At 45.2% G+C, this 21,508-nt stretch carries 22 protein-coding genes; 20 read left to right on the plus strand and 2 right to left on the minus strand.

Annotated elements, in window-relative coordinates:
• The first annotated feature begins 4 nt into the window (after nucleotides 1–4).
• The 7 genes from R7E42_RS09185 to R7E42_RS09215 all read left to right on the plus strand — a co-directional run bounded on the left by R7E42_RS09185 (nucleotide 5) and on the right by R7E42_RS09215 (nucleotide 8,271).
• Complete coding sequence (locus R7E42_RS09185; RefSeq protein WP_318072591.1) at nucleotides 5–3,052, plus strand: DNA translocase FtsK 4TM domain-containing protein; 3,048 nt, start codon at nucleotides 5–7, stop codon at nucleotides 3,050–3,052.
• A 61-nt stretch (nucleotides 3,053–3,113) separates the two neighbouring features.
• Nucleotides 3,114–3,740: an outer membrane lipoprotein chaperone LolA gene (gene lolA, locus R7E42_RS09190; protein WP_005388103.1), complete on the plus strand. Its 627-nt coding sequence runs from the start codon at nucleotides 3,114–3,116 to the stop codon at nucleotides 3,738–3,740.
• Complete coding sequence (locus tag R7E42_RS09195; RefSeq protein WP_038889531.1) at nucleotides 3,741–5,096, plus strand: replication-associated recombination protein A; 1,356 nt, start codon at nucleotides 3,741–3,743, stop codon at nucleotides 5,094–5,096. It abuts the gene before it with no gap.
• Nucleotides 5,097–5,187: 91 nt separating this feature from the next.
• Complete coding sequence (gene serS / locus R7E42_RS09200; RefSeq protein ID WP_213874686.1) at nucleotides 5,188–6,495, plus strand: serine--tRNA ligase; 1,308 nt, start codon at nucleotides 5,188–5,190, stop codon at nucleotides 6,493–6,495.
• A gap of 365 nt (nucleotides 6,496–6,860) precedes the next feature.
• Nucleotides 6,861–7,433, plus strand: a complete 573-nt coding sequence (locus R7E42_RS09205) for an ATPase (protein WP_318072592.1) — start codon at nucleotides 6,861–6,863, stop codon at nucleotides 7,431–7,433.
• On the plus strand, nucleotides 7,427–7,867 hold the full coding sequence (locus R7E42_RS09210; protein WP_213874688.1) for a hypothetical protein: 441 nt from the start codon (nucleotides 7,427–7,429) through the stop codon (nucleotides 7,865–7,867). The genes R7E42_RS09205 and R7E42_RS09210 overlap by 7 nt, the downstream gene beginning before the upstream one ends.
• A 137-nt stretch (nucleotides 7,868–8,004) precedes the next feature.
• On the plus strand, nucleotides 8,005–8,271 hold the full coding sequence (locus R7E42_RS09215; protein ID WP_318072593.1) for a DksA/TraR family C4-type zinc finger protein: 267 nt from the start codon (nucleotides 8,005–8,007) through the stop codon (nucleotides 8,269–8,271).
• A gap of 69 nt (nucleotides 8,272–8,340) precedes the next feature.
• Here R7E42_RS09215 and bioA read toward each other — a convergent pair whose 3' ends face one another.
• On the minus strand, nucleotides 8,341–9,621 hold the full coding sequence (gene bioA, locus R7E42_RS09220) for an adenosylmethionine--8-amino-7-oxononanoate transaminase (RefSeq protein WP_318072594.1): 1,281 nt from the start codon (nucleotides 9,619–9,621) through the stop codon (nucleotides 8,341–8,343).
• Nucleotides 9,622–9,751: 130 nt separating this feature from the next.
• Here bioA and bioB point away from each other — a divergent pair, with 130 nt between their 5' ends.
• The 4 genes from bioB to bioD are packed head-to-tail and all read left to right on the plus strand — an operon-like array spanning nucleotide 9,752 to nucleotide 13,446.
• Nucleotides 9,752–10,804 (plus strand): biotin synthase BioB, encoded by a 1,053-nt coding sequence (gene bioB, locus R7E42_RS09225; protein ID WP_151514668.1) that lies wholly within the window; start codon nucleotides 9,752–9,754, stop codon nucleotides 10,802–10,804.
• A complete protein-coding gene (gene bioF, locus R7E42_RS09230; protein ID WP_198556796.1) occupies nucleotides 10,791–11,942 on the plus strand; it encodes an 8-amino-7-oxononanoate synthase in 1,152 nt (383 codons plus the stop codon). The genes bioB and bioF overlap by 14 nt, the downstream gene beginning before the upstream one ends.
• Nucleotides 11,942–12,763 (plus strand): malonyl-ACP O-methyltransferase BioC, encoded by an 822-nt coding sequence (bioC, locus tag R7E42_RS09235; protein WP_005388087.1) that lies wholly within the window; start codon nucleotides 11,942–11,944, stop codon nucleotides 12,761–12,763. The genes bioF and bioC overlap by 1 nt, the downstream gene beginning before the upstream one ends.
• Complete coding sequence (bioD, locus tag R7E42_RS09240) at nucleotides 12,760–13,446, plus strand: dethiobiotin synthase (RefSeq protein WP_005378217.1); 687 nt, start codon at nucleotides 12,760–12,762, stop codon at nucleotides 13,444–13,446. Before bioC ends, bioD begins: the two co-directional genes overlap by 4 nt.
• 82 nt (nucleotides 13,447–13,528) lie before the next feature.
• On the opposite strand, the gene R7E42_RS09245 is transcribed toward bioD, so the two are convergent.
• Nucleotides 13,529–13,732, minus strand: coding sequence for a hypothetical protein (locus R7E42_RS09245; protein WP_054575128.1), 204 nt, complete (start codon nucleotides 13,730–13,732; stop codon nucleotides 13,529–13,531).
• 473 nt (nucleotides 13,733–14,205) lie between these two features.
• On the opposite strand from R7E42_RS09245, the gene htpX reads away from it, so the two are divergent.
• The 9 genes from htpX (at nucleotide 14,206) to R7E42_RS09290 (ending at nucleotide 21,424) form a co-directional block, all read left to right on the plus strand.
• Entirely contained in the window at nucleotides 14,206–15,075 is an 870-nt protein-coding gene (gene htpX / locus R7E42_RS09250) for a protease HtpX (protein WP_005388085.1), read from the plus strand.
• A 209-nt stretch (nucleotides 15,076–15,284) separates the two neighbouring features.
• A complete protein-coding gene (locus R7E42_RS09255; RefSeq protein ID WP_005378211.1) occupies nucleotides 15,285–15,704 on the plus strand; it encodes a nuclear transport factor 2 family protein in 420 nt (139 codons plus the stop codon).
• Nucleotides 15,701–16,426 (plus strand): SDR family oxidoreductase, encoded by a 726-nt coding sequence (locus R7E42_RS09260; protein ID WP_047100788.1) that lies wholly within the window; start codon nucleotides 15,701–15,703, stop codon nucleotides 16,424–16,426. The genes R7E42_RS09255 and R7E42_RS09260 overlap by 4 nt, the downstream gene beginning before the upstream one ends.
• A 12-nt stretch (nucleotides 16,427–16,438) precedes the next feature.
• A complete protein-coding gene (locus R7E42_RS09265) occupies nucleotides 16,439–17,749 on the plus strand; it encodes an NAD(P)/FAD-dependent oxidoreductase (RefSeq protein WP_151514671.1) in 1,311 nt (436 codons plus the stop codon).
• A gap of 1 nt (nucleotide 17,750) precedes the next feature.
• Nucleotides 17,751–18,569, plus strand: a complete 819-nt coding sequence (locus R7E42_RS09270; protein ID WP_213912169.1) for a DUF1365 domain-containing protein — start codon at nucleotides 17,751–17,753, stop codon at nucleotides 18,567–18,569.
• The gene (locus tag R7E42_RS09275) at nucleotides 18,563–19,819 is read left to right on the plus strand and encodes an SAM-dependent methyltransferase (RefSeq protein ID WP_005388080.1); all 1,257 of its coding nucleotides are present in this window, start codon (nucleotides 18,563–18,565) and stop codon (nucleotides 19,817–19,819) included. The genes R7E42_RS09270 and R7E42_RS09275 overlap by 7 nt, the downstream gene beginning before the upstream one ends.
• A gap of 6 nt (nucleotides 19,820–19,825) precedes the next feature.
• Entirely contained in the window at nucleotides 19,826–20,338 is a 513-nt protein-coding gene (locus tag R7E42_RS09280) for a DUF2878 domain-containing protein (protein ID WP_005388078.1), read from the plus strand.
• Entirely contained in the window at nucleotides 20,298–20,891 is a 594-nt protein-coding gene (locus tag R7E42_RS09285; protein ID WP_053349498.1) for a chalcone isomerase family protein, read from the plus strand. The genes R7E42_RS09280 and R7E42_RS09285 overlap by 41 nt, the downstream gene beginning before the upstream one ends.
• Nucleotides 20,891–21,424, plus strand: a complete 534-nt coding sequence (locus R7E42_RS09290; protein ID WP_005378200.1) for a DUF3833 domain-containing protein — start codon at nucleotides 20,891–20,893, stop codon at nucleotides 21,422–21,424. Before R7E42_RS09285 ends, R7E42_RS09290 begins: the two co-directional genes overlap by 1 nt.
• Nucleotides 21,425–21,508: the final 84 nt, after the last annotated feature.

Here is a 21,508-nt window from a genome sequence, read left to right on the forward strand (position 1 = left end):
ATTTATGTTCAAAGAGAACGCAAAGAAAGTCGAAACCATTATCAAAACCAGTGAAGAGCCCCAGTCTTCACGCTTAAATGGCTTCCAACGCTTAAAAGAGTGCTGCTTTATCGTTGGCGTTCTTAGCTCGGTATTGCTTGCGGTTGCACTATTTACCTTCAGTCCGGCCGATCCTTCTTGGTCCCAAACCGCATGGGGAGGGGATATCGATAATGCTGGTGGCCTTTTCGGCGCTTGGCTAGCCGATACTCTATTCTTCACATTTGGCTCTCTCGCTTACCCAATCCCTTTCTTGCTAGCGGCGGCTGCATGGGTGATTTGCCGTAAACGAGGAGAAGATGAGCCAATTGATTTCATGCTATGGGGTACAAGGCTGCTCGGTCTGGTCGTCCTTATTATGACCAGTTGCGGTCTTGCCGATATTAATTTTGATGACATTTGGTATTTTTCATCCGGAGGTGTGGTCGGGGATGTGTTGTCTAGCCTCGCTTTACCTACATTGAATGTACTCGGTACCACATTGGTATTGCTGTTCTTGTGGGGAGCGGGCTTTACGCTCTTCACTGGCATCTCATGGCTTAACATCGTGGAATGGCTTGGTGATCGTGCGTTAGCACTAATTGCCGCGCTTGCAAATAAGGCAAGAGGTTCAGAGCAGGAAGTTTTAGAACCTCAGCTTGATGAGTTTGTAGAAGACAAAGTCTCTACGCCTAAACATAATGTAGACCATGAAATTGATGATGAGTCGCTTCCTCATTTAACGGCGTACGATGTCGATGAACCGAAAGAGCCGGCGCCAGCGCATGAGTATCCTATTTATATGCCGCAAGCGAAACCTGATAAGCCTGCGGAACAGGCGATGGTAGAACCGACGCCACCACAACGCAAGGCTACGGTTAATGCTGCGCCAGTTTATTCTGAACCTGAGCCTCAAATACAACCTATCCATACGGTTAACACTGATAACGTTGATCCGCTCTTGGAACGCACCAAGCAACTGAATGTTACGATAGAAGAGCTTGAAGCAGCGGCGCAACAAGCAGATGACTGGGGAACTGAAGAACAGGCTGCCCCATCATTTGCAGACACTTATTCTTCCTATGTCGAGCAACATACAGCTACAGAAGAACCGATCAGTGTTGAACCAGATTATGCGGAGTACGAACAATTTGAAGCAGAGCAAGTACAGCAGCCAAGTATTGACCATCCTGTACATGAAGAGCCTGCAATTGATTCTGCTGTATTAGATAGCATCACGGCGCAAACGGAATCGAGCCAACATATTGAGCCTACGATCTCTGACTTTGATGTGTTAGATGATGAAGACGAAGTGGAGTCTCAGCCTGCGCAGCAAGTACAGCCAACAACGCCTCATCAGCAAGTTGCAACACCTTCAACAACATTTGAACCTGCACCTCAAAAAGTGGAGGTAGAAGAGGTCCAAGACAACGACCAAGACGTTACCGCATTCCAAGATATGGTTTCCAATGCGCAAGCCAAAGTCGCTGCAACACAGAACCCATTTTTGGTACAGAAAGAAGAAAACTTGCCAGTTCCGGAAGAGCCACTCCCAACGCTCGAGTTGCTTTATCATCCAGAAAAACGTGAAAACTTTATCGACCGTGATGCGTTAGAGCAGGTCGCTCGATTGGTAGAGAGCAAACTCGCTGACTACAAAATCAAAGCCGATGTGGTTGGTATTTATCCTGGTCCAGTGATCACTCGTTTTGAGCTTGATTTGGCGCCGGGGGTGAAAGTAAGTCGTATTTCTGGTCTTTCAACTGACTTAGCGCGTGCATTGTCTGCGATGGCGGTACGTGTCGTGGAAGTAATCCCTGGCAAGCCTTACATCGGTTTGGAACTGCCAAACATGAGTCGTCAGACGGTCTATTTATCTGATGTCATCAGTAGCCCTCAGTTTGAGCAAGCAACGTCACCAACAACGGTTGTGTTAGGCCAAGACATTGCGGGCGAAGCTGTGGTGGCCGATCTTGCGAAGATGCCTCACGTGTTAGTAGCAGGTACAACAGGTTCTGGTAAGTCGGTGGGTGTGAACGTGATGATTTTGAGCATGCTGTATAAAGCAGGTCCAGAAGATGTACGCTTCATCATGATTGACCCGAAAATGCTAGAGCTTTCTATTTATGAAGGTATCCCTCATCTTCTTTCTGAAGTTGTGACTGATATGAAAGACGCATCAAATGCTCTACGTTGGTGTGTGGGCGAGATGGAACGTCGTTACAAATTGATGTCGGCATTAGGTGTACGTAATGTGAAGGGCTTCAACGAAAAATTGAAGATGGCAGCAGAAGCGGGCCACCCAATCCATGACCCGTTCTGGCAGGAAGGCGACAGCATGGATACTGAACCGCCATTGCTAGAAAAGCTGCCTTACATCGTCGTTGTTGTTGACGAATTTGCTGACCTAATGATGGTGGTAGGTAAGAAAGTTGAAGAACTGATTGCTCGCTTGGCGCAAAAAGCGCGTGCGGCAGGTATTCACTTAATTCTTGCGACTCAGCGTCCATCGGTTGATGTTATTACCGGTCTAATTAAAGCGAACATTCCAACTCGTGTTGCGTTTACGGTATCGACTAAAACGGACTCTCGTACAATCCTAGATCAAGGCGGCGCAGAATCACTACTTGGTATGGGTGATATGTTGTATCTACCGCCGGGATCAAGTCATACAACTCGTGTTCACGGTGCATTTGCATCAGATGATGATGTTCATGCTGTTGTAAACAACTGGAAAGCGCGTGGTAAACCGAACTACATTGAAGAGATCATCAGTGGAGATCAAACTCCAGAAAGTCTATTGCCAGGTGAGCAAATGGAAGCGGATGAAGATGTAGACCCGCTCTTCGATCAAGTTGTTGAGCACGTGGTTCAATCACGTCGAGGTTCGGTTTCCGGTGTTCAGCGCCGATTTAAGATAGGTTACAACCGTGCCGCCCGTATTGTAGAGCAGCTTGAAGCGCAGGGCATCGTAAGTGCTCCGGGTCATAACGGTAACCGTGAAGTACTGGCACCTGCGCCACCAAAAGATTAATGAACTTGTTTTACTCACCTCAGTCCAACTGAGGTGAGTGGTTCTAATAATAGGTATCTGAATGAAAAAACTATTTTCAGCGAAACTTTTCTCTGCGCTTGTTTTAAGCTTTTCCCTCTTTTCTACCGCACACGCAGCATCTCCTAAAGATGAATTAAACAAACGCCTTTCTATGAATGATGGCTTTAGTGCGGATTTCTCTCAGCAGGTTATCAGCCCTGAAGGCGAAACGGTGATGGAAGGAGAAGGTACGGTTGAAATCGCTCGCCCAAGCCTGTTCCGTTGGAGTACAACATTTCCTGATGAGAACCTATTGGTCTCTGACGGTAAGACATTGTGGTACTACAGCCCATTCATCGAGCAAGTGAGCATCTACTGGCAAGAGCAAGCAACAGAGCAAACGCCATTTGTTTTGCTAACGCGTAACCGAGCAAGTGATTGGAATAACTACAAAATATCTCAAAAAGGTGACCAGTTTACTCTCATTCCTACCGCAGTAGACTCCACACAAGGTCAATTCCAGATTAATATTGATGCCAAAGGTGTGGTGAAAGGCTTCAATGTGGTTGAGCAAGACGGCCAAAAAGGTTTGTTCACCTTTAACAACGTGAAGCTGGGTAAACCAAAAGCAGACAGATTCACATTCACAATTCCAAAAGGTGTGGAAGTGGATGACCAAAGGAATTAATTGGTAGTGAGTAATTACACATTAGATTTCTCGGGGGACGAAGATTTTCGTCCCCTTGCTGCTCGTATGAGACCGGAAACGATCGAGCAATATATTGGACAGCAGCACATTTTAGGCCCTGGTAAGCCACTGCGCCGTGCGCTAGAGGCGGGCCACATTCACTCTATGATCCTTTGGGGACCACCAGGCACAGGCAAAACGACATTAGCGGAAGTGGCTGCAAACTACGCCAATGCTGAAGTAGAGCGTGTGTCTGCCGTAACGTCTGGTGTGAAAGAAATCCGTGCTGCAATCGAGAAAGCACGTGAGAACAAAATGGCGGGCCGCCGCACCATCTTATTTGTGGATGAGGTGCATCGCTTCAACAAATCTCAACAAGACGCTTTTTTGCCGCATATCGAAGATGGCACGGTTACCTTTATTGGTGCGACGACAGAAAACCCATCGTTTGAGTTAAACAACGCATTGCTGTCACGTGCACGTGTCTACAAGCTAACGTCTCTCGATAAAGATGAAATCTCACTGGCGCTGAATCAAGCGATCAGTGACAAAGAGCGTGGCTTGGGCAATACACCCGCACACTTCGCTGATAACGTATTAGACCGCCTAGCAGAACTGGTCAACGGTGATGCACGCATGTCTCTCAATTATCTTGAGCTGCTCTACGACATGGCAGAAGACAATGCGCAAGGTGAAAAAGAGATCACGCTTAAGTTGCTTGCGGAAGTAGCAGGGGAGAAAGTCTCTCGCTTTGATAACAAAGGTGATATCTGGTACGACTTAATCTCTGCGGTCCACAAATCCATTCGTGGTTCAAACCCGGATGCGGCGCTTTACTGGGCTGCACGTATGATTGCAGCGGGATGTGATCCTCTTTACATTGCCCGTCGATTACTTGCGATAGCATCGGAAGATGTCGGCAATGCGGACCCTAGAGCCATGCAAGTGGCACTCTCCGCGTGGGACTGTTTTACGCGCGTTGGTCCAGCAGAAGGTGAACGTGCGATTGCACAGGCGATCGTGTACTTAGCGTGTGCGCCAAAAAGTAATGCGGTATACGTGGCGTGGAAACAAGCGCTCACGGACGCTCATAACTTACCTGAATATGAAGTGCCGCATCACCTTCGAAATGCACCAACCAGTTTGATGAAAGACATGGGTTACGGTGCAGAGTATCGTTATGCTCACGATGAGCCTGGCGCTTACGCTGCGGGTGAGCAATATTTGCCACCTGAAATGGGCGATCGTAGGTACTATCAGCCTACAAATCGTGGTCTAGAGACCAAAATCGGCGAAAAGTTAGATTACTTGGCTACTTTAGACGCAAATAGCCCACAAAAGCGCTATGAAAAGTAGGCGTTTTTGGATACATTTGTGCAGTAAATTTTTTTAACGCGTACGCTTGGAAAGTGCGCGTGATTTCACAACAAAAAGCATAGGATTAACAATGCTGGATTCTAAATTACTTCGTACAGAGCTGGATGAAACAGCTGCTAAACTGGCGCGTCGTGGCTTTAAGCTAGACGTAGATACTATTCGTAAACTTGAAGAACAACGTAAGTCCATTCAAGTAGAAGTAGAAAATTTACAATCCACGCGTAACTCCATCTCCAAGCAAATCGGCCAAAAAATGGCGGCTGGCGACAAAGAAGGCGCAGAAGAGATCAAGAAACAAATCGGTACGCTAGGTAGCGATCTTGATGCGAAGAAAGTTGAACTTGAGCAAGTAATGGCTCAACTAGACGAATTCACGCTTTCTGTACCAAACATCCCAGCAGACGAAGTGCCAGATGGCAAAGATGAAAACGACAACGTTGAAATCTCTCGTTGGGGTGAGCCAAAGTCTTACGACTTCGAACTGAAAGATCACGTTGACCTAGGCGAAATGGGCGACGGTCTAGACTTCGCAAGTGCAGTTAAGATCACTGGCGCACGTTTCATCGTGATGAAAGGCCAATTCGCTCGTCTACACCGTGCAATCGCTCAGTTTATGCTAGATCTTCACACTGAAGAGCACGGCTACACAGAAATGTACGTACCTTACCTAGTAAACTCTGACAGCCTATTCGGTACTGGTCAGCTTCCTAAGTTCGGTAAAGACCTTTTCCACACAGAGCCTCTAGCGGAAAAAGTAAACGACGAAGAGCCACGTAAACTGTCTCTAATCCCTACTGCTGAAGTACCTGTAACGAACCTAGTTCGTGACACGATTTCTGACGAAGCGGATCTACCAATTAAGATGACAGCTCACACGCCATGTTTCCGTTCAGAAGCGGGTTCTTACGGTCGTGACACTCGTGGTCTGATTCGTATGCACCAGTTCGACAAAGTTGAGCTAGTACAAATCACTAAGCCAGAAGATTCAATGAACGCACTAGAAGAGCTAACAGGTCACGCTGAGAAAGTTCTACAACTTCTAGAGCTTCCTTACCGTAAAGTGGTTCTATGTACAGGAGACATGGGCTTCGGCGCTCGTAAGACTTACGACCTAGAAGTGTGGGTTCCTGCTCAAGAAACTTACCGTGAAATCTCTTCATGTTCTAACATGTGGGACTTCCAAGCTCGTCGTATGCAAGCGCGTTTCCGTCGTAAAGGCGAGAAGAAACCTGAGCTTGTACACACGCTAAACGGTTCTGGTCTTGCTGTAGGTCGTACAATGGTTGCTATCCTAGAAAACAACCAAGAAGCAGACGGTCGCATTGCAATCCCTACAGCACTTCAGAAGTACATGGCGGGCGCAACGCACATCGGTTAATTCATTAACCACTAGAACACCAAAACCCAGCCTTAGTGCTGGGTTTTTTGGTATCTGCGTCGAGTGAAAATACGTTGTTATGTAATTAGCACACGCATTAGTGACGAGCTCGCCCAGAATCTGGCAGTAGGAGATAAATGATATTTTTCTAAGCGGTTTTTCACGTGACAAGCTAACGTCCTAATTTGTCTTTGTTGTTAAACGTTATGCCAGTAAATCATCTTTTATTACGTGTTATTTTTGCGCTTACCTTGCTTGTTTTCGGGAGGGTTATCGCAAGTGAACTTATTCAACCTCAATACTTAGATAGTGAGCGAACCGAACGCTTTTTTGCGCGCGAATTAGCACAACCATCCAAAGAAAGTATGCAGCTGCGTAATTCACTCGACTGGGGATATGGGCTTGAGTTGGCAAATGCGTCTGGCGATACGAAATCGGTGTCTAATTGCAAAGACTTAGCGATTGCAAATTCTGCGGGTTTTACTGCGGCTAAAGCTTATGAATACGGCGTGTTTAAAGCGTATTTAACTCAGTGTCAAACATGGAGTGAGATGGCAAAGTTAGCAGCCTCCAAGCGCTCATATATATCGAAATTTAAGTTAGATGATAGCTTTCCTAGTTTGGCTCCAAGTGCGCTTGCTTTTGTTATTTCTAACGAAAGTGCGGAGAAAGCAAAAGCACTATCAACGTGGGATGAAGCAGACCTTATCCAAAGAACTCATGTCTCCAGTGAAGTGAGAGCAGAGTACTTCGACGCGACCGATGGCTTTCAAGTCGTTACGATTGTAGAAAAAGGTGATTACAATGCTGACGGCATCGAGGATATCGTTATTGAGAAAGAGAATAGTGTACTCAGTGGCTCGTACTCATCTTCACACGGATATGTATTAACCCGTATGTCTGAACAAGCCCTATTTACAGTGTTGGCTAAATGGTAATGAAACGATTGGCGGTCACTTGGGGTTTAAGTGTTGCTATGATGAGCACGTTTGCCGTTGCTAGCACCTCGCCCAGAAAAGTCTTTGAATGTTCAGTAAACCAAGCTATGAACTTTAGTATTTCGATAGAGCAAGGCAAAGGCGAGCTTATCGTTAATAAGTCCATTGTGAATCAAAGCCCCGTTTTACCGCGCATTAAGCCTAAAGATTATCATGTCAAACATTACCATCGAGCGTTGGTAGATGAGAAGTCACTGGAATTTAGTATTGGTGAGCGCGTCATATTAGTCAGTGAATACTTTAGCGAGGAGTTCGATGAGGTTGAGAAGATACTCAGTGTTACTTTGAGAGGGCCTGAGCAAACGCAGTATTTTGAATGCGAGGAAGGGAGTATGAGTAACCTTGCATTGCTTTTCCATGAGAGTGCCGAATAATCGATTGCAGAGTAATTATTACCAAAGCGTAATAGTGTTTTCTTATTTACCCTAATTATCTTGTTATTTGTAATCGATATAATCATCCACCTTACCACGGTAAGTAGATTTTCTCATTCAAGTAACGAGGAGGGCTTATGGCCGTAGGGTGGGCAAATGACGATAGCGTCAGCCAACAAATTCAAAACACAATAGACGACGAGATTTCCCGTGTTCGTGGCAGTATCACAAGGGGTGAAAGCGCCCATTATTGCGATGAGTGTGGTGATGAGATCCCAAAAGCACGTCGTTTTGCTATGAAAGGCGTTCGTTTGTGTATCGAATGTCAGTCAACAATCGAGTTGGTGTCTCAACGCCAAGCATTGTTCAATAGACGAGCGAGTAAAGACAGTCAACTCCGATAACTTTACTGCTCTAATAAATAACGAGACGGTTTGAGTCTCATACTCAAACCGTTTTCGTATTGAATTGAACTATGAAGCGAAGCAGTCTTTACGTTGTAACGCAGCATCAATCGCATTCACTAACTTTTCAATATCTTCTGGCTTGCTGATGAACGGCGGCATCATATAAATCAGTTTGCCAAATGGACGAATCCAAACTCCGTGTTCAACAAACAAGGCTTGGATGGTTTCCATATTCACAGGGCGATACGTCTCCACGACGCCAATGGCACCTAACCAACGGGTGTTTTTTACCAATTCGTGTTCTTCAAGTTTTGGCAGTAACTCAGAAAACAACGCTTCGATTTGTTGGGTTTGCTGTTGCCAGTTACCTTGTTCAATCAATTCCAAACTTGCAGTGGCAACAGCACAGGCGAGTGGATTCCCCATAAAGGTTGGACCGTGCATAAAACAACCAGCATCACCACCACAAACAGTATCCGCAACATGTTTGCTCGCGAGGGTCGCAGAGAGGGTCATGTAGCCGCCAGTAAGTGCTTTCCCAACACACAGAATGTCTGGTTGAATATCTGCATGTTCGCAGGCAAACAATTTGCCTGTGCGTCCAAAACCGGTAGCGATCTCATCTGCAATCAATAACAAACCGTATTTGTCGCAAAGCCTACGCACGCCTCTAAGAAATTCTGGATGGTAGATGCGCATGCCGCCTGCGCCTTGAACGATAGGCTCTAGGATCACCGCAGCAAGTTCTTTATGGTGAGTCTCAATCTTGTGCTCGAAGTCAGTAAGGTCTTCTGGCTTCCATTCATCCCAATAACCACAAGTTGGTGACTCCGCAAAGATATGCTCAGGCAAAAAGCCTTTGTAAAGAGAGTGCATTGAGTTATCAGGATCGGTAACCGACATCGCCGCAAAGGTGTCGCCGTGATAACCGTGTCGCAAAGTAAGAAACTTCGGTCGGCGTTCGCCTTTTGCATGCCAATATTGCAGTGCCATTTTTAAGCTGACTTCTACGGCAACGGAGCCCGAATCGGCAAGGAATACATGTTCAAGATTACTTGGGGCTAGGGATAGCAACTTCTTACACAAACTGATTGCTGGCTGGTGGGTAATCCCGCCAAACATCACGTGAGAGACCTGATCGATTTGCTGGTGAGCGGCTTGATTTAAGTGCGGATGGTTATAGCCGTGGATCGCCGACCACCAAGAAGACATGCCATCGACAAGCTCAGTACCGTCTTCCAATTTAATGTGAACACCACTTGCTGATGCCACTGGGTAGCAGGTCAGAGGTGTCAATGTCGAAGTGTAAGGATGCCAGATATGCTGGCGGTCGAAGGCGAGATCCATGTGCGATTCCAATAACAGTTAAGATTAAAAAATAAACAGATGTAAACTTTATTATTTTGTGTTGTGTTGACAGTTTATCGAGACTCAGTAGACTGTCAACACAACAACAAAAGTGACTAAAGGAATACACGTGGAAGTTCGTCATAACTGGACGCATGCTGAAGTGCGCGATCTCATGGAAAAACCATTCATGGATCTCCTATTCGAAGCGCAGCTTGTACATCGTCAATATCAACAAACCAACCATGTTCAAGTAAGCACGCTTCTGTCGATTAAGACAGGTGCTTGTCCAGAAGATTGTAAGTACTGTCCTCAGAGTGCTCGTTACACCACAGACATCGAGAAAGAGCGTCTGATGGAAGTAGAACGCGTACTCGATGCTGCGCAAAAAGCCAAAAATGCTGGTTCTACTCGATTCTGTATGGGCGCAGCATGGAAAAATCCAAAAGAGCGTGACATGCCGCATTTGACCGACATGATCAAAGGCGTGAAGAGCATGGGTTTAGAAACGTGTATGACATTAGGCATGTTGACGCCAGATCAAGCAAAACAACTGGCAACCGCAGGTTTGGATTACTACAACCACAACCTAGATACGTCTCCTGAATTTTACGGCAACATCATTACCACACGTACTTATCAAGACCGTTTAGATACTTTGTCTCATGTTCGTGATGCTGGCATGAAGATCTGTTCCGGTGGCATCATCGGTATGGGTGAAAGTGCTAACGACCGAGCAGGTTTGTTGGTTGAATTGGCTAACTTGCCGGTACACCCTGAAAGCGTTCCAATCAACATGCTCGTGAAGGTAAAGGGGACACCACTGGAAGAAGTGGATGATGTTGAGCCTTTCGATTTCATTCGCCTGATTGCGATTGCACGAATCATGATGCCTCAATCAGCCGTTCGTTTATCCGCTGGCCGTGAAAACATGAACGAACAAATGCAAGCGCTGTGTTTTATGGCGGGTGCAAACTCCGTCTTCTACGGCTGCAAGCTTCTGACAACGCCAAACCCTTCTGAAGACAAAGACATGATGCTGTTCAATAAGCTCGGCATTAACAGTCAAGAGGTGTCTCAAAAGCCTGATGAAATCGAAGAAAACGAGTTACTCGATCGCGTCGTAGAGCGCGTTGCTGCCCGTCCGACAAAAGACGACCTTTTCTACGATGCCAGCGTTTAAATCTCGTATCGAGTCCGCCCTTGCTGAGCGTAAAACGCAAGGGTTGAATCGTTCTATGAATGTGGTGTTTGCCGGTAACCAGTCCGTTTTGGAACACGAAGGCAGACGCTACATCAACTTCTCAAGTAATGATTATTTGGGCTTAGCCAATGACCAAGCGCTTGTTCGGGCTTGGCAGCAAGGTTTAAGCGTATACGGCAGTGGCAGTGGAGCATCGCCAATGGTCACTGGCTTTAGTGCAGCACACAGCAATTTAGAAGCCGCACTAACTGAATGGTTGGGCTACGACAGAGCAATTCTGTTTGGTTCTGGATTCAGTGCTAATCAAGCCTTGTTGTTCACCTTGTTAGAAAAGTCAGATGTATTGATCCAAGACCGTTTGAATCATGCTTCATTGATGGAAGCGGGGGCGTTGTCACCAGCTAAGATGAAGCGTTTCAAGCACAATGACATCGAGCATCTAAAATCGCTGTTGAATAGCGAAGGCAACCATCTAGTTGTGACTGAAGGAGTATTCAGCATGGACGGTGACTGTGCGCCGCTCAGCGATATAGCTGAAGTCACTCGCAGTCATGATGCTTGGTTTGCTGTCGATGACGCTCATGGTATTGGCGTTCTTGGTCAATCCGGTGGTGGCTCTTGCGAGCTTGCCGCGGTTAAGCCTGAGTTATTGGTCGTTACCTTCGGTAAAGCGTTTGGTATGTCTGGCGCGGCTATTTTATGTGACCACGCAACGGGGGACTTTTTAACTCAGTTTGCTCGTCACCATGTGTATTCCACGGCGATACCACCAGCACAAGCGTATGCGTTGACTCATGCAGTCTCGATGGTTCAAGAGCAGTCTTGGCGACGTGAAAAGCTCTCTGAGCTTAGTGAAGTGTATCGAGATAGTCTTAGCGACCTTGAGGGGTTTGTTGAGACTCAAACTTCGATTAAGCCCTTTTTGATTGGTGAATCTGAATTGGCTTTGCGAGTAGCAGGTGCTTGTCGCCAAAACGGTATTTGGGTTACCGCTATTCGACCACCGACGGTGCCTAAAGGGACGTCTCGTCTTCGAATCACACTCACTGCCAATCACACCAACGAACAAGTTAAAACGCTTTCAATGGCATTGAAGCAAGCATTAGGAGCGCTGTAATGGATAATGCAACTACCGCATTAGCGCAAACGCTCGCGTTAGAGAGTTTCCATCAAGATAAAGACGCGATTGCCTCTTCGTTTGGTAAAGCAGCAGAAACGTACGACAAACACGCGGCTTTTCAACGTGATGTCGGGCATCAGCTGCTTGATAAACTTCCTGAAAACTTGACGGGAAAACGTGTGTTGGATTTAGGTTGTGGCACGGGTTATTTCTCCCAACTACTTCAACAACGTGGTGCGGAAGTAGTCTGTGGCGATATCTCTCAAGCCATGTTAGATAAAGCAGAGCAGCGTTGTGGTGCAGTACGAATGCATTACCAAGTTGCTGATGCTGAAAACTTACCATTTGACGATGATAGCTTCGATTACGTGTTTTCAAGTTTAGCGCTGCAATGGTGTACAGATTTAAGTTACCCACTAAAAGAAGTGCGCCGCGTGCTAAAAAATGGTGGGAAAGCGTGGTTCTCTACACTGGTTGATGGATCACTGTATGAGCTGCGTGCATCATGGGAAAAAATTGATGCATATCAACACGTCAATAACTTTCTAACGCTCAATCAGGTAAAAATTGCGTTAGCGCAATCTCGATGTGACAGCCATCAACTAGACTTGACCACCATCACAGTTTGGTACGACTCTGCATTTTCAGTTATGCGTGACCTCAAAGGTATAGGTGCAAATCACGTAAGCGGGCGCTCACACGGTTTAACTAGTCGCGAGACTTTGTTAAAAGTTGAGCATGCGTACCAAGCGTTTAAAAACGATCAAGGTCTTCTACCTGCAAGTTATCAGGTTTGTTTTGGAGTAATACATCTATGATTGATGCTTTTTTTATTGCTGGTACGGATACTGATGTTGGAAAGACGGTAGCGTCTAAAGCCATTTTGCAAGCGATCGCAGCAAAAGGACTAAACACTATTGGTTATAAGCCAGTGGCAGCAGGGAGTGACAAGACTGAAGCGGGATGGCGTAACTCTGATGCTTTACACTTACAAGACGCCGCAACACTCGATGTGGCCTATGATGATGTGAACCCATACGCTTTAGAGTTGCCTGCTTCTCCCCACATTGCAGCGAAGCATGAACATGTCGAAATAAGTTACGATGTTCTGAGTCAAAAACTGGCTCAACATAAGCAGCAAGCCGATGTTGTTCTCGTTGAAGGTGCTGGAGGTTGGCGTGTGCCAGTATCCGATACGGACTGTTTATCTACATGGGTAAAAGAAGAGCAGTTACCTGTTGTACTGGTGGTTGGCATTAAATTAGGCTGTTTGAGCCACGCTTTACTCACAGCGGAGAGTATTAAAGCGGATGGTTTGAATCTTGTTGGCTGGGTGGCAAACCGCGTCAACCCAGGCACAGAGCACTACGCTGACATTATCGAGATGCTAGAAGCACGTATCGATGCACCTAAGCTTGGGGAAATTCCATATATTCCAAGTGCTAAACGCAAAGAGCTAGGCAAGTACATTAATGTAGAGCCGTTGCTAAACACTGACTAATGGTGTTTAGGATAAAAGACTAAAAAACCCAAAGGGCTGCGCAATGCAGCCCTTTCTTGTTGGTGTAACCTAAAAAGTCAGATTACTTATCTTGGCTGAGCCCCATCAATGCTTGTTGTGTTTCTGCAACACGCTGAGACATATGATGATCGGTTGAAATACCAAGTTGTTGCTTTGCCTCGTCCTCTGAGATGCCTAGGTGACAACGTAGTAAATCAATAGCCATTTGATAGTCGTTAGTTTCTACCATGGTTTTTCCCTCAATACATGGAGTTTTTGAACTCACCCAATGCACTTTTTGCAATGTACTTAGAGTGGCTCTGTTTTGTTCATCTCATTCGAATTTAGCATGTCCATGTAGCCGCACAATAAGACCAAAGTCTATAGCAGAGCTAACGTACTGTTTTTGGTCTATTAAAAAATTTCTAGCTAAGTTGCTAAGAGGTGATAGATTTAACACCAAGATCATCTATCAATAGATGATGGGTAGGTCAGAGCTTATTTCATCATTTTGATAAATGTATATGAACGGAGGTTCCAGCTCCTACCAAAGCATGTTTTGAAATCGCTTGAATCAAATATTTCAGTCTCGAAAACAAATGTTGCAATTTATTGCTTAACCTTGTTTTTATCGCGGATAGACTATATCTATAACGCACGGAACATGAAAATCAACGGAATTGGCTTTTATAGCGATTACCATTTGTTCCTTATAACAATCCGTTTTAAAAAAACGATAAGCTTCCTCGGAGAAAAGTAATGAAGCGAATTATGTTATTCCTAGCAACTAACCTAGCTGTCGTGCTAGTGCTTAGTGTTGTTCTGAATATTGTTTACGCTGTAACTGGAATGCAACCAGGCAGTCTGTCAGGTTTACTTGTAATGGCTGCTGTATTTGGTTTTGGTGGCGCATTTATTTCGTTGATGATGTCAAAGGGTATGGCGCTACGCTCGGTTGGTGGTATGGTCATTGAAAGCCCGCGCAACGAAACGGAGCATTGGTTAGTCGAAACTGTGGGTCGTCAAGCTCAACAAGTGGGTATTGGTATGCCAACGGTGGCTATTTATGATTCACCAGATATCAATGCATTTGCGACAGGTGCAAAACGAGATGACTCTCTTGTCGCAGTTTCTACTGGTCTTTTACACAATATGACTCGTGATGAGGCAGAGGCAGTACTTGCACACGAAGTGAGCCATATTGCAAATGGTGATATGGTCACGATGACGTTGATGCAAGGTGTCGTGAACACGTTTGTTATCTTCCTATCACGCTTTATTGCCAATATCGTGGCATCGAACGATGATGAAGAAGGCCAAGGTACAAACATGATGGTTTACTTTGGCGTATCCATGGTGCTTGAACTGGTATTTGGTTTCCTAGCTAGCTTCTTGACTATGTGGTATAGCCGTCATCGCGAATTCCACGCGGACGCAGGTGCTGCGCGCCTCGTTGGCAAAGAAAAAATGATTGCGGCTCTAGAGCGTTTGAAGGTGAGTCATGAATCTCAACTGGATGGCACCATGATGGCGTTTGGTATCAATGGCAAGCAGTCGCTGACTGAGCTACTAATGAGCCACCCTCCGCTAGATAAACGTATTGCAGCGTTGCGAGGCCAGCAATACTAATTGTTCCTACTTAAATAATTGTTAATCTGCTGAAAAGGCTTGGTTTTGACCAAGCCTTTTTTTTCGCCGATTGATCGCGTGCGAACTTCATCACGTACTACTTACAGAAATAAAGTTATACAAAATTATTTTTGTACAACTTTGGTGGAATGAACTATCTTGTACATATAATAATTTTGTACAACTTAATGGGCGTGTAGGAGTAAAAAATGGACATACAGTCTGTTGGCAATATCTATCAAAAGCTCAACAAAGCGAACTTACATCTGCTTAAGGATATATATCACCAAGATGTAGTATTTGAGGACGCAGCGCATCGTTTAGAAGGATGGCCAGCACTTTCGGATTATTTCACCTCATTATATGCCAACGTCATCAGTTGTGATTTTGTAATCCATGAGCATCAACAAGTTGGAGATACAGGCTTCCTAACTTGGACAATGGACCTTCAGCATCCCAAACTTCAGAAGGGTGCGCCTATTCTCGTCAATGGTGTTTCGCACCTCAAATTTAGCGAAGGTCAGGTCATTTATCACCGAGACTATTTTGATCTCGGAGAGATGCTCTATGAGCATTTACCGTTACTTGGTTCAGTCGTTAAAACCATCAAGCAGAGGTTAGGACAATGAACAACACCATCTTAATCACAGGCGCCACCTCCGGAATAGGAAGACAGCTTGCCCTAGATTACGCGAACTCAGAATGGAATGTGATTGCTTGTGGTCGGAATCAAGATGTTCTTGCAGAACTGGAGGCAGTTTCTTCCAAAATTCATACATTGCAGTTTGATGTGACAAATTATGAGGAAACTCAGCAGGCGCTCTCTAACTTGCCCTTTACGCCAAACACATGGGTTTTTAACGCAGGCGATTGTGAGTACATGGATGAGGGAGTGGTCGACGCGAAACTCATGGCGCGTGTGATGAACGTAAATGTTGTCGGTGTTGCCAACTGCGTTGAAGGCTGCCAAGTACATTTAGAGAGAGGGCACCGCATTGTTATTGTTGGCTCTATCGCATCAGAAGTGGCACTGCCTCGTGCAGAAGCTTACGGCGCATCCAAAGCGGCAGTCAGTTATTTTGCACGCACGCTCGCCGTCGACTTGAAAAAGAAAGGGATCAAAGTGGTAACGGTGTTTCCTGGTTTTGTTGAAACGCCGTTGACTGACAAAAACGACTTCGAAATGCCAATGATCATTTCTACTCAGCAAGCGTCGGACTCTATCAGGAAGCAGTTAGCCGCCAACAAGACCTATATCTATTTCCCAGCGAGATTTACCAGTATTTTACGTTTTATCTCGTTACTTCCATACAGTTGGCAAGCTCGCCTAACTGCTAAACTCGTATCATAAGAAGGAATAAAAATGAAAACAGCAGGAAGAAAGAAGATAGCGATTGTGGGAACGGGAATCTCTGGCCTTACTTGTGGTTATTACTTGCATAAAGAACATGATGTAACGCTGTTTGAAGCGAACGATTACATCGGTGGCCATACTGCAACCGTTGATGTGAGCCTTGATGGTAAAGAATACGCGATAGATACTGGGTTCATCGTCTATAACGACCGTACGTACCCTAATTTCATTAAAATGATGAGCGAGATTGGCGTTGAAGGTCTGCCGACTCAAATGAGCTTCAGTGTCAGAAATGATGGGAACGGACTAGAGTACAACGGCCACACAGTGTCGACATTGTTTGCTCAAAAACGTAACTGGGCAAACCCTAAATTTTATCGATTTATCTTCGAGATACTTCGTTTCAATAAACTTGCCAAGCGCTTCGCTAGCGAGCAGTCCACGCACTCTCAGACGTTAGGTGAGTTCCTTGACGAACACAAATTCAGTGCTTTCTTTACCGATAACTACATTTTACCGATGGGTGCTGCGATTTGGTCGTCGACTTTAGCTGACATGCGCGCATTCCCTCTTATGTTCTTCTTACGTTTCTTCCTCAACCACGGTCTGCTAGATGTGACTAACCGGCCACAATGGTATGTGATTAAAGGTGGTTCACGTTCATACATTCCACCATTGACTAAAGGCTTTGTCGAGAATATTCGTCTTAATAGTCCTGTCGAAAAAGTGGTTCGCAACGAAAAAGGGGTTGGCGTTCAAGTTCGCGGAGAAACGCATTGGTTTGATGACGTTATCTTTGCTTGTCACAGTGATCAAGCAATGAGAATGCTAGAGGATATCAGCCCAATTGAGCAGGAAATCTTGGGGGATATGACATACCAAGCAAATGAAGTTGTTCTTCATACCGACTCTGCCGTACTACCAAAACGTAAGGCAGCATGGGCATCATGGAACTACCTATTGGAAGGCAGTGAAGAGGAACAGCAACGCCTCCCTTCGCTCACTTATAACATGAACATTCTTCAGCATATTCAATCAGAACATACGTTTTGTGTAACGTTGAACAGTACTGAGCAAATTAACTCAAATAAAGTCTTGCGTTCGTTCACTTATCATCATCCAGTATTCACCACTGAGTCTATTGCAGCGCAGCAGCGCAAAGACGAGATACAGGGCAAACAAAGTACCTGGTTCTGTGGCGCTTATTGGTACAACGGTTTTCATGAAGATGGCGTGCGTAGCGCGCTTGATGTTGTGAAAGAACTAGAAGAAAAGTACCGCGAACAAAATGTAGTTCCTTTCGAAAAAGGCGCAGCGTGATATGGATAGCCAAATGAACAGCCGATTGTTTATAGGCAACGTTCGTCACCGTCGATTCACGCCGGTGAATCATGAGTTGAACTACTCTTTATTTATGCCCGCCATCGATGTAGACGAGCTCGATGCTTTAGAGAAAAAAGTATGGGGTTTTGGTTCGCGTTGGTGGCATTGGGCTCGCTTCAAGCGCAGTGATTACATTGGTGAAGGTAGCGTCAAGTCGGCAGTGCACAGCAAAATTGAAGAACTGACAGGTGTTCGCTGTACCGGCAAGGTAATCGCAGTCTGTCACTTGCGTTATCTAGGACTTTATTTCAGTCCCGTTAATTTCTACTACGTTTATAACACGGAAGGAGAATGGAAGTATCTCCTCGCAGAGGTGAGTAACACTCCTTGGAATGAACGACATTACTACGTGGTGTCAGCAGATAAAGAAGAAGAAAAGTTTGGTTGGGAACAAGATAAAGCATTCCATGTTTCACCATTCAACCCGATTGACCAACTCTACCGCTGGAGAATTAAACCTTTGACAGACAAGTTGAATATTCATCTTGAATGTCACAAAGGAGAGAAACACTTTGATGCCACCATGGTTATGAAAGCCAAGCCACTTTCAAGCAAAACCTTATTGAGGTGTTTGATCGTTACACCAATACAAACGGTAAAAGTAATGGTTGGTATTTATTGGCACGCATTAAAACTTTGGGTGAAAGGCGCACCTTTTTATTCTCATCCTAAATATTCAACGCATGAAGAAATAGAAGCCGATACTGAAAAAACAGACAAAAAAAATAAAAAGCACAAGGAGAATTCTGCATGTTAAATACTAGTTCTATGACATTGCCGCGTAAATTGACGACAACGCAAAAAGCGGCTCGCGGAGTTATTTTTCAATGTCTGCAAAAAATGGAAATCGGCTGTTTAACAGTTATTGAAAGTTTTAAGACGGAAACGACAGAGCGAAGCGAGCGTTTTAGTGCGCCAAATGGGGAGTACAGTGGTCAACCTGTTGTCGCTACTATAGAGGTAAAACATCCAGGCTTTTATTCACGGATCTTGCAGGGCGGCAGTATTGCTGCTGGTGAGGCTTATATGGATGGGTGGTGGGATAGCCCCGATTTAACCTCATTAATGAAACTGATGGCCCTTAACATGCGTGCTCTAGATAAACTCGAAGAGCAAGGCAGTTGGTTGACTAAAATACTGTACAAGTTCAGTCATTGGTCAAACAGAAACTCTGAAGAGAACTCACGTAAAAATATCCATGCGCATTACGACTTGGGTAACAACCTATACGAAGCGTTCCTTGATACCAATATGCTGTACTCTTCGGCGCTTTACAATCATGCGGATGACTCTCTAGAGCAGGCTCAAATCAACAAAATGGATCGTCTATGTCAGCAACTTGAGCTGAAGCCCACTGATCATGTTGTTGAAATTGGCACAGGGTGGGGCGCTATGGCGATTTACATGGCCGAACAATACGGCTGTCAGGTCACCACAACAACGATATCTGAAGAGCAACACGCGTACGCGGAGCAAAAAATCAAAGAGCGTGGCTTAGAAGATAAAATCACACTACTCAAAGAAGATTACCGTAACTTAACTGGCACTTATGACAAGCTCGTTTCTATTGAAATGATTGAAGCTGTGGGCAAACAATTCCTGCCTTCGTACATTAAGGTCTGTGAGTCTTTGTTGAAGTCCGGTGGCTTGATGGCGATTCAAGCAATTACGATTGCCGATCAGCGTTACGATTACTACAGTAACAACGTCGACTTTATCCAGAAGTACATTTTCCCAGGTGGTTTTTTACCGTCGGTAACCTCACTAACCCAAGCTACAACAAAGTACAGTGACTTAGTGACGCGAGACTTGTTCGATATTGGTTTGGACTACGCTAAGACGCTGAATGAATGGCACCTACGTTTTAATCGAGCAGAGGGTGAAGTGCGCTCATTTGGCTACGACGACCGCTTTGTGCGTATGTGGCGCTACTATTTGAGCTACTGTGAAGGTGGCTTTTTGGCTCGCACGATCAGTGCCGTTCACATGACGTTTCAACGCCCGTAGTTCGTTATGAAGGTATTTCTTGCTTCGACATGGTTCCAACTCTGCTGGTTTGCAGCGGTGCTTGGAACCTATCAATGGCAATGGGTGACGTTATTCCTTACTTTGGCAACCCTACTATACTGTCTGAAAAGCGATGCATCTTCGCTCAAAAGTATTGGTGTGATCGTCACGAGCGGGCTCGTGCTTGATACGCTCAATCAACAACTCTCGGTATTTGTCTTTCCAACCCCATGGCTGCCAGTCTGGTTATTATGCTTGTGGGTTTTGTTTTCTTGGTATGCCTATCAACTTAAGTCAATTTTGTACCGTTTCCCAAAAACCTACGTATCAATAATAGGCGGACTCGGAGGAACAGCGAGCTACTTTGCTGGCTATAAGCTCCAAGCCGTTGAATTTGGATTTAGCACTGGAGCTACACTGGCAATGTTGTTTGTCGAATGGTGCGTCATGATGCTCTTGATACTCAAGGTGTACGGAAATGAAAAGCTTGAAGAGAGTTTTAACTCAGAGACTGACTAGGTTGCTTGCGTTGGTAATAGTAACTGGTTCTTTTGCTCTGCAAGCTCAACCTGTTGGAAACAGCGAAGCTGCCAGCAACATTGCGAATTGGAAGGGGTGGAAAACTGTTGGAGAAGCCCAACTTACTTGGTTCATCTTCGATATTTATCACTCAAGATTAAAAGCGCCTGATGGAAAGTTCATCGTAAGCGATGACGTATCGCCACATCCCCTTGCGTTGGAAATTAATTACAAGAGAGACATCAGTAAGCAACAGCTGCTTGATGTGACGGATGAGCAGTGGGCGAAATTGGGTTTTACTGACTCATATCGAAAAACTTGGATCAGCGAGCTCGATCGTATGTTTCCTGATATTCAAAAAGGTGACGAGCTTACTTATCTAACAGATGGAAAATCTGGTCAGCTGTTTTATAAGCAGGTTGGGGACGTGCAAGTAAAGAACGTTGGCATCATTGAAGACGAACGAATGAACGATGCATTTTTAGCTATATGGTTATCACCCAACACAGAATTCCCGAAACTCCGAAAACAATTGATAGGGCAGGTTAGATAGTGCTTAAACGAATTTTTAAATCAGCGACTTTAGTGGCAGCTGTTTTTCTTTCGGCATGTTCCGCAGACATTGATAATTACCGCTCTTCTACACCGACTTTTGACGTATTCGGTTATTTCGAAGGCGACATAAAGGCGTGGGGGATGGTGCAAGATTATACCGAACAGCAAACCCGTCGCTTTGAAGTCGATATAGTGGGTACTGTAGAAGGTGATACGCTGACGCTGGTGGAAGACTTCGTGTTTGATGACGGAGAGGTGGACCAGCGAATTTGGGTTATCACTAGATTAGAAGACGGTAGTTATGAAGGTAAGGCAGACGATATTATAGGTGTAGCAACAGGGGAAGAGCAGGGCAATGCGCTACAGTGGCAATATGACTTTGAGCTACAAATGGAGGATTCATCAGTGACGGTTGCTTTTGATGATTGGCTTTATCGTCAGGATGACAGACACGTTTTCAATCTAACGAAAATAAAAAAGTTTGGTGTGGAAGTAGGAACAATAACCTTGTTCTTCCAAAAGCAGCCATAACAAATGGGGCTGACCTTCAATTAATAATCCATGCCATATAACTAAAATTATTTTCTCCCGACCTAACTCTCCTAACTAAAAAAG

The organism is Vibrio sp. Vb1337 (genome assembly GCF_033338715.1).
In the GTDB taxonomy this organism is placed as follows: domain Bacteria; phylum Pseudomonadota; class Gammaproteobacteria; order Enterobacterales; family Vibrionaceae; genus Vibrio; species Vibrio alginolyticus.

Bases quoted from the DNA above. Each gene is read 5' to 3' on its own strand.
- R7E42_RS09185 (WP_318072591.1), top strand. From the start codon at position 5: ATGTTCAAAGAGAACGCAAAGAAAGTCGAAACCATTATCAAAACCAGT.
- lolA (WP_005388103.1), top strand. From the start codon at position 3,114: ATGAAAAAACTATTTTCAGCGAAACTTTTCTCTGCGCTTGTTTTAAGC.
- serS (WP_213874686.1), top strand. From the start codon at position 5,188: ATGCTGGATTCTAAATTACTTCGTACAGAGCTGGATGAAACAGCTGCT.
- R7E42_RS09205 (WP_318072592.1), top strand. From the start codon at position 6,861: ATGCAGCTGCGTAATTCACTCGACTGGGGATATGGGCTTGAGTTGGCA.
- R7E42_RS09210 (WP_213874688.1), top strand. From the start codon at position 7,427: ATGGTAATGAAACGATTGGCGGTCACTTGGGGTTTAAGTGTTGCTATG.
- R7E42_RS09215 (WP_318072593.1), top strand. From the start codon at position 8,005: ATGGCCGTAGGGTGGGCAAATGACGATAGCGTCAGCCAACAAATTCAA.
- bioA (WP_318072594.1), bottom strand. From the start codon at position 9,621: ATGGATCTCGCCTTCGACCGCCAGCATATCTGGCATCCTTACACTTCG.
- bioF (WP_198556796.1), top strand. From the start codon at position 10,791: ATGCCAGCGTTTAAATCTCGTATCGAGTCCGCCCTTGCTGAGCGTAAA.
- bioC (WP_005388087.1), top strand. From the start codon at position 11,942: ATGGATAATGCAACTACCGCATTAGCGCAAACGCTCGCGTTAGAGAGT.
- bioD (WP_005378217.1), top strand. From the start codon at position 12,760: ATGATTGATGCTTTTTTTATTGCTGGTACGGATACTGATGTTGGAAAG.
- htpX (WP_005388085.1), top strand. From the start codon at position 14,206: ATGAAGCGAATTATGTTATTCCTAGCAACTAACCTAGCTGTCGTGCTA.
- R7E42_RS09255 (WP_005378211.1), top strand. From the start codon at position 15,285: ATGGACATACAGTCTGTTGGCAATATCTATCAAAAGCTCAACAAAGCG.
- R7E42_RS09260 (WP_047100788.1), top strand. From the start codon at position 15,701: ATGAACAACACCATCTTAATCACAGGCGCCACCTCCGGAATAGGAAGA.
- R7E42_RS09265 (WP_151514671.1), top strand. From the start codon at position 16,439: ATGAAAACAGCAGGAAGAAAGAAGATAGCGATTGTGGGAACGGGAATC.
- R7E42_RS09270 (WP_213912169.1), top strand. From the start codon at position 17,751: ATGGATAGCCAAATGAACAGCCGATTGTTTATAGGCAACGTTCGTCAC.
- R7E42_RS09275 (WP_005388080.1), top strand. From the start codon at position 18,563: ATGTTAAATACTAGTTCTATGACATTGCCGCGTAAATTGACGACAACG.
- R7E42_RS09280 (WP_005388078.1), top strand. From the start codon at position 19,826: ATGAAGGTATTTCTTGCTTCGACATGGTTCCAACTCTGCTGGTTTGCA.
- R7E42_RS09285 (WP_053349498.1), top strand. From the start codon at position 20,298: ATGAAAAGCTTGAAGAGAGTTTTAACTCAGAGACTGACTAGGTTGCTT.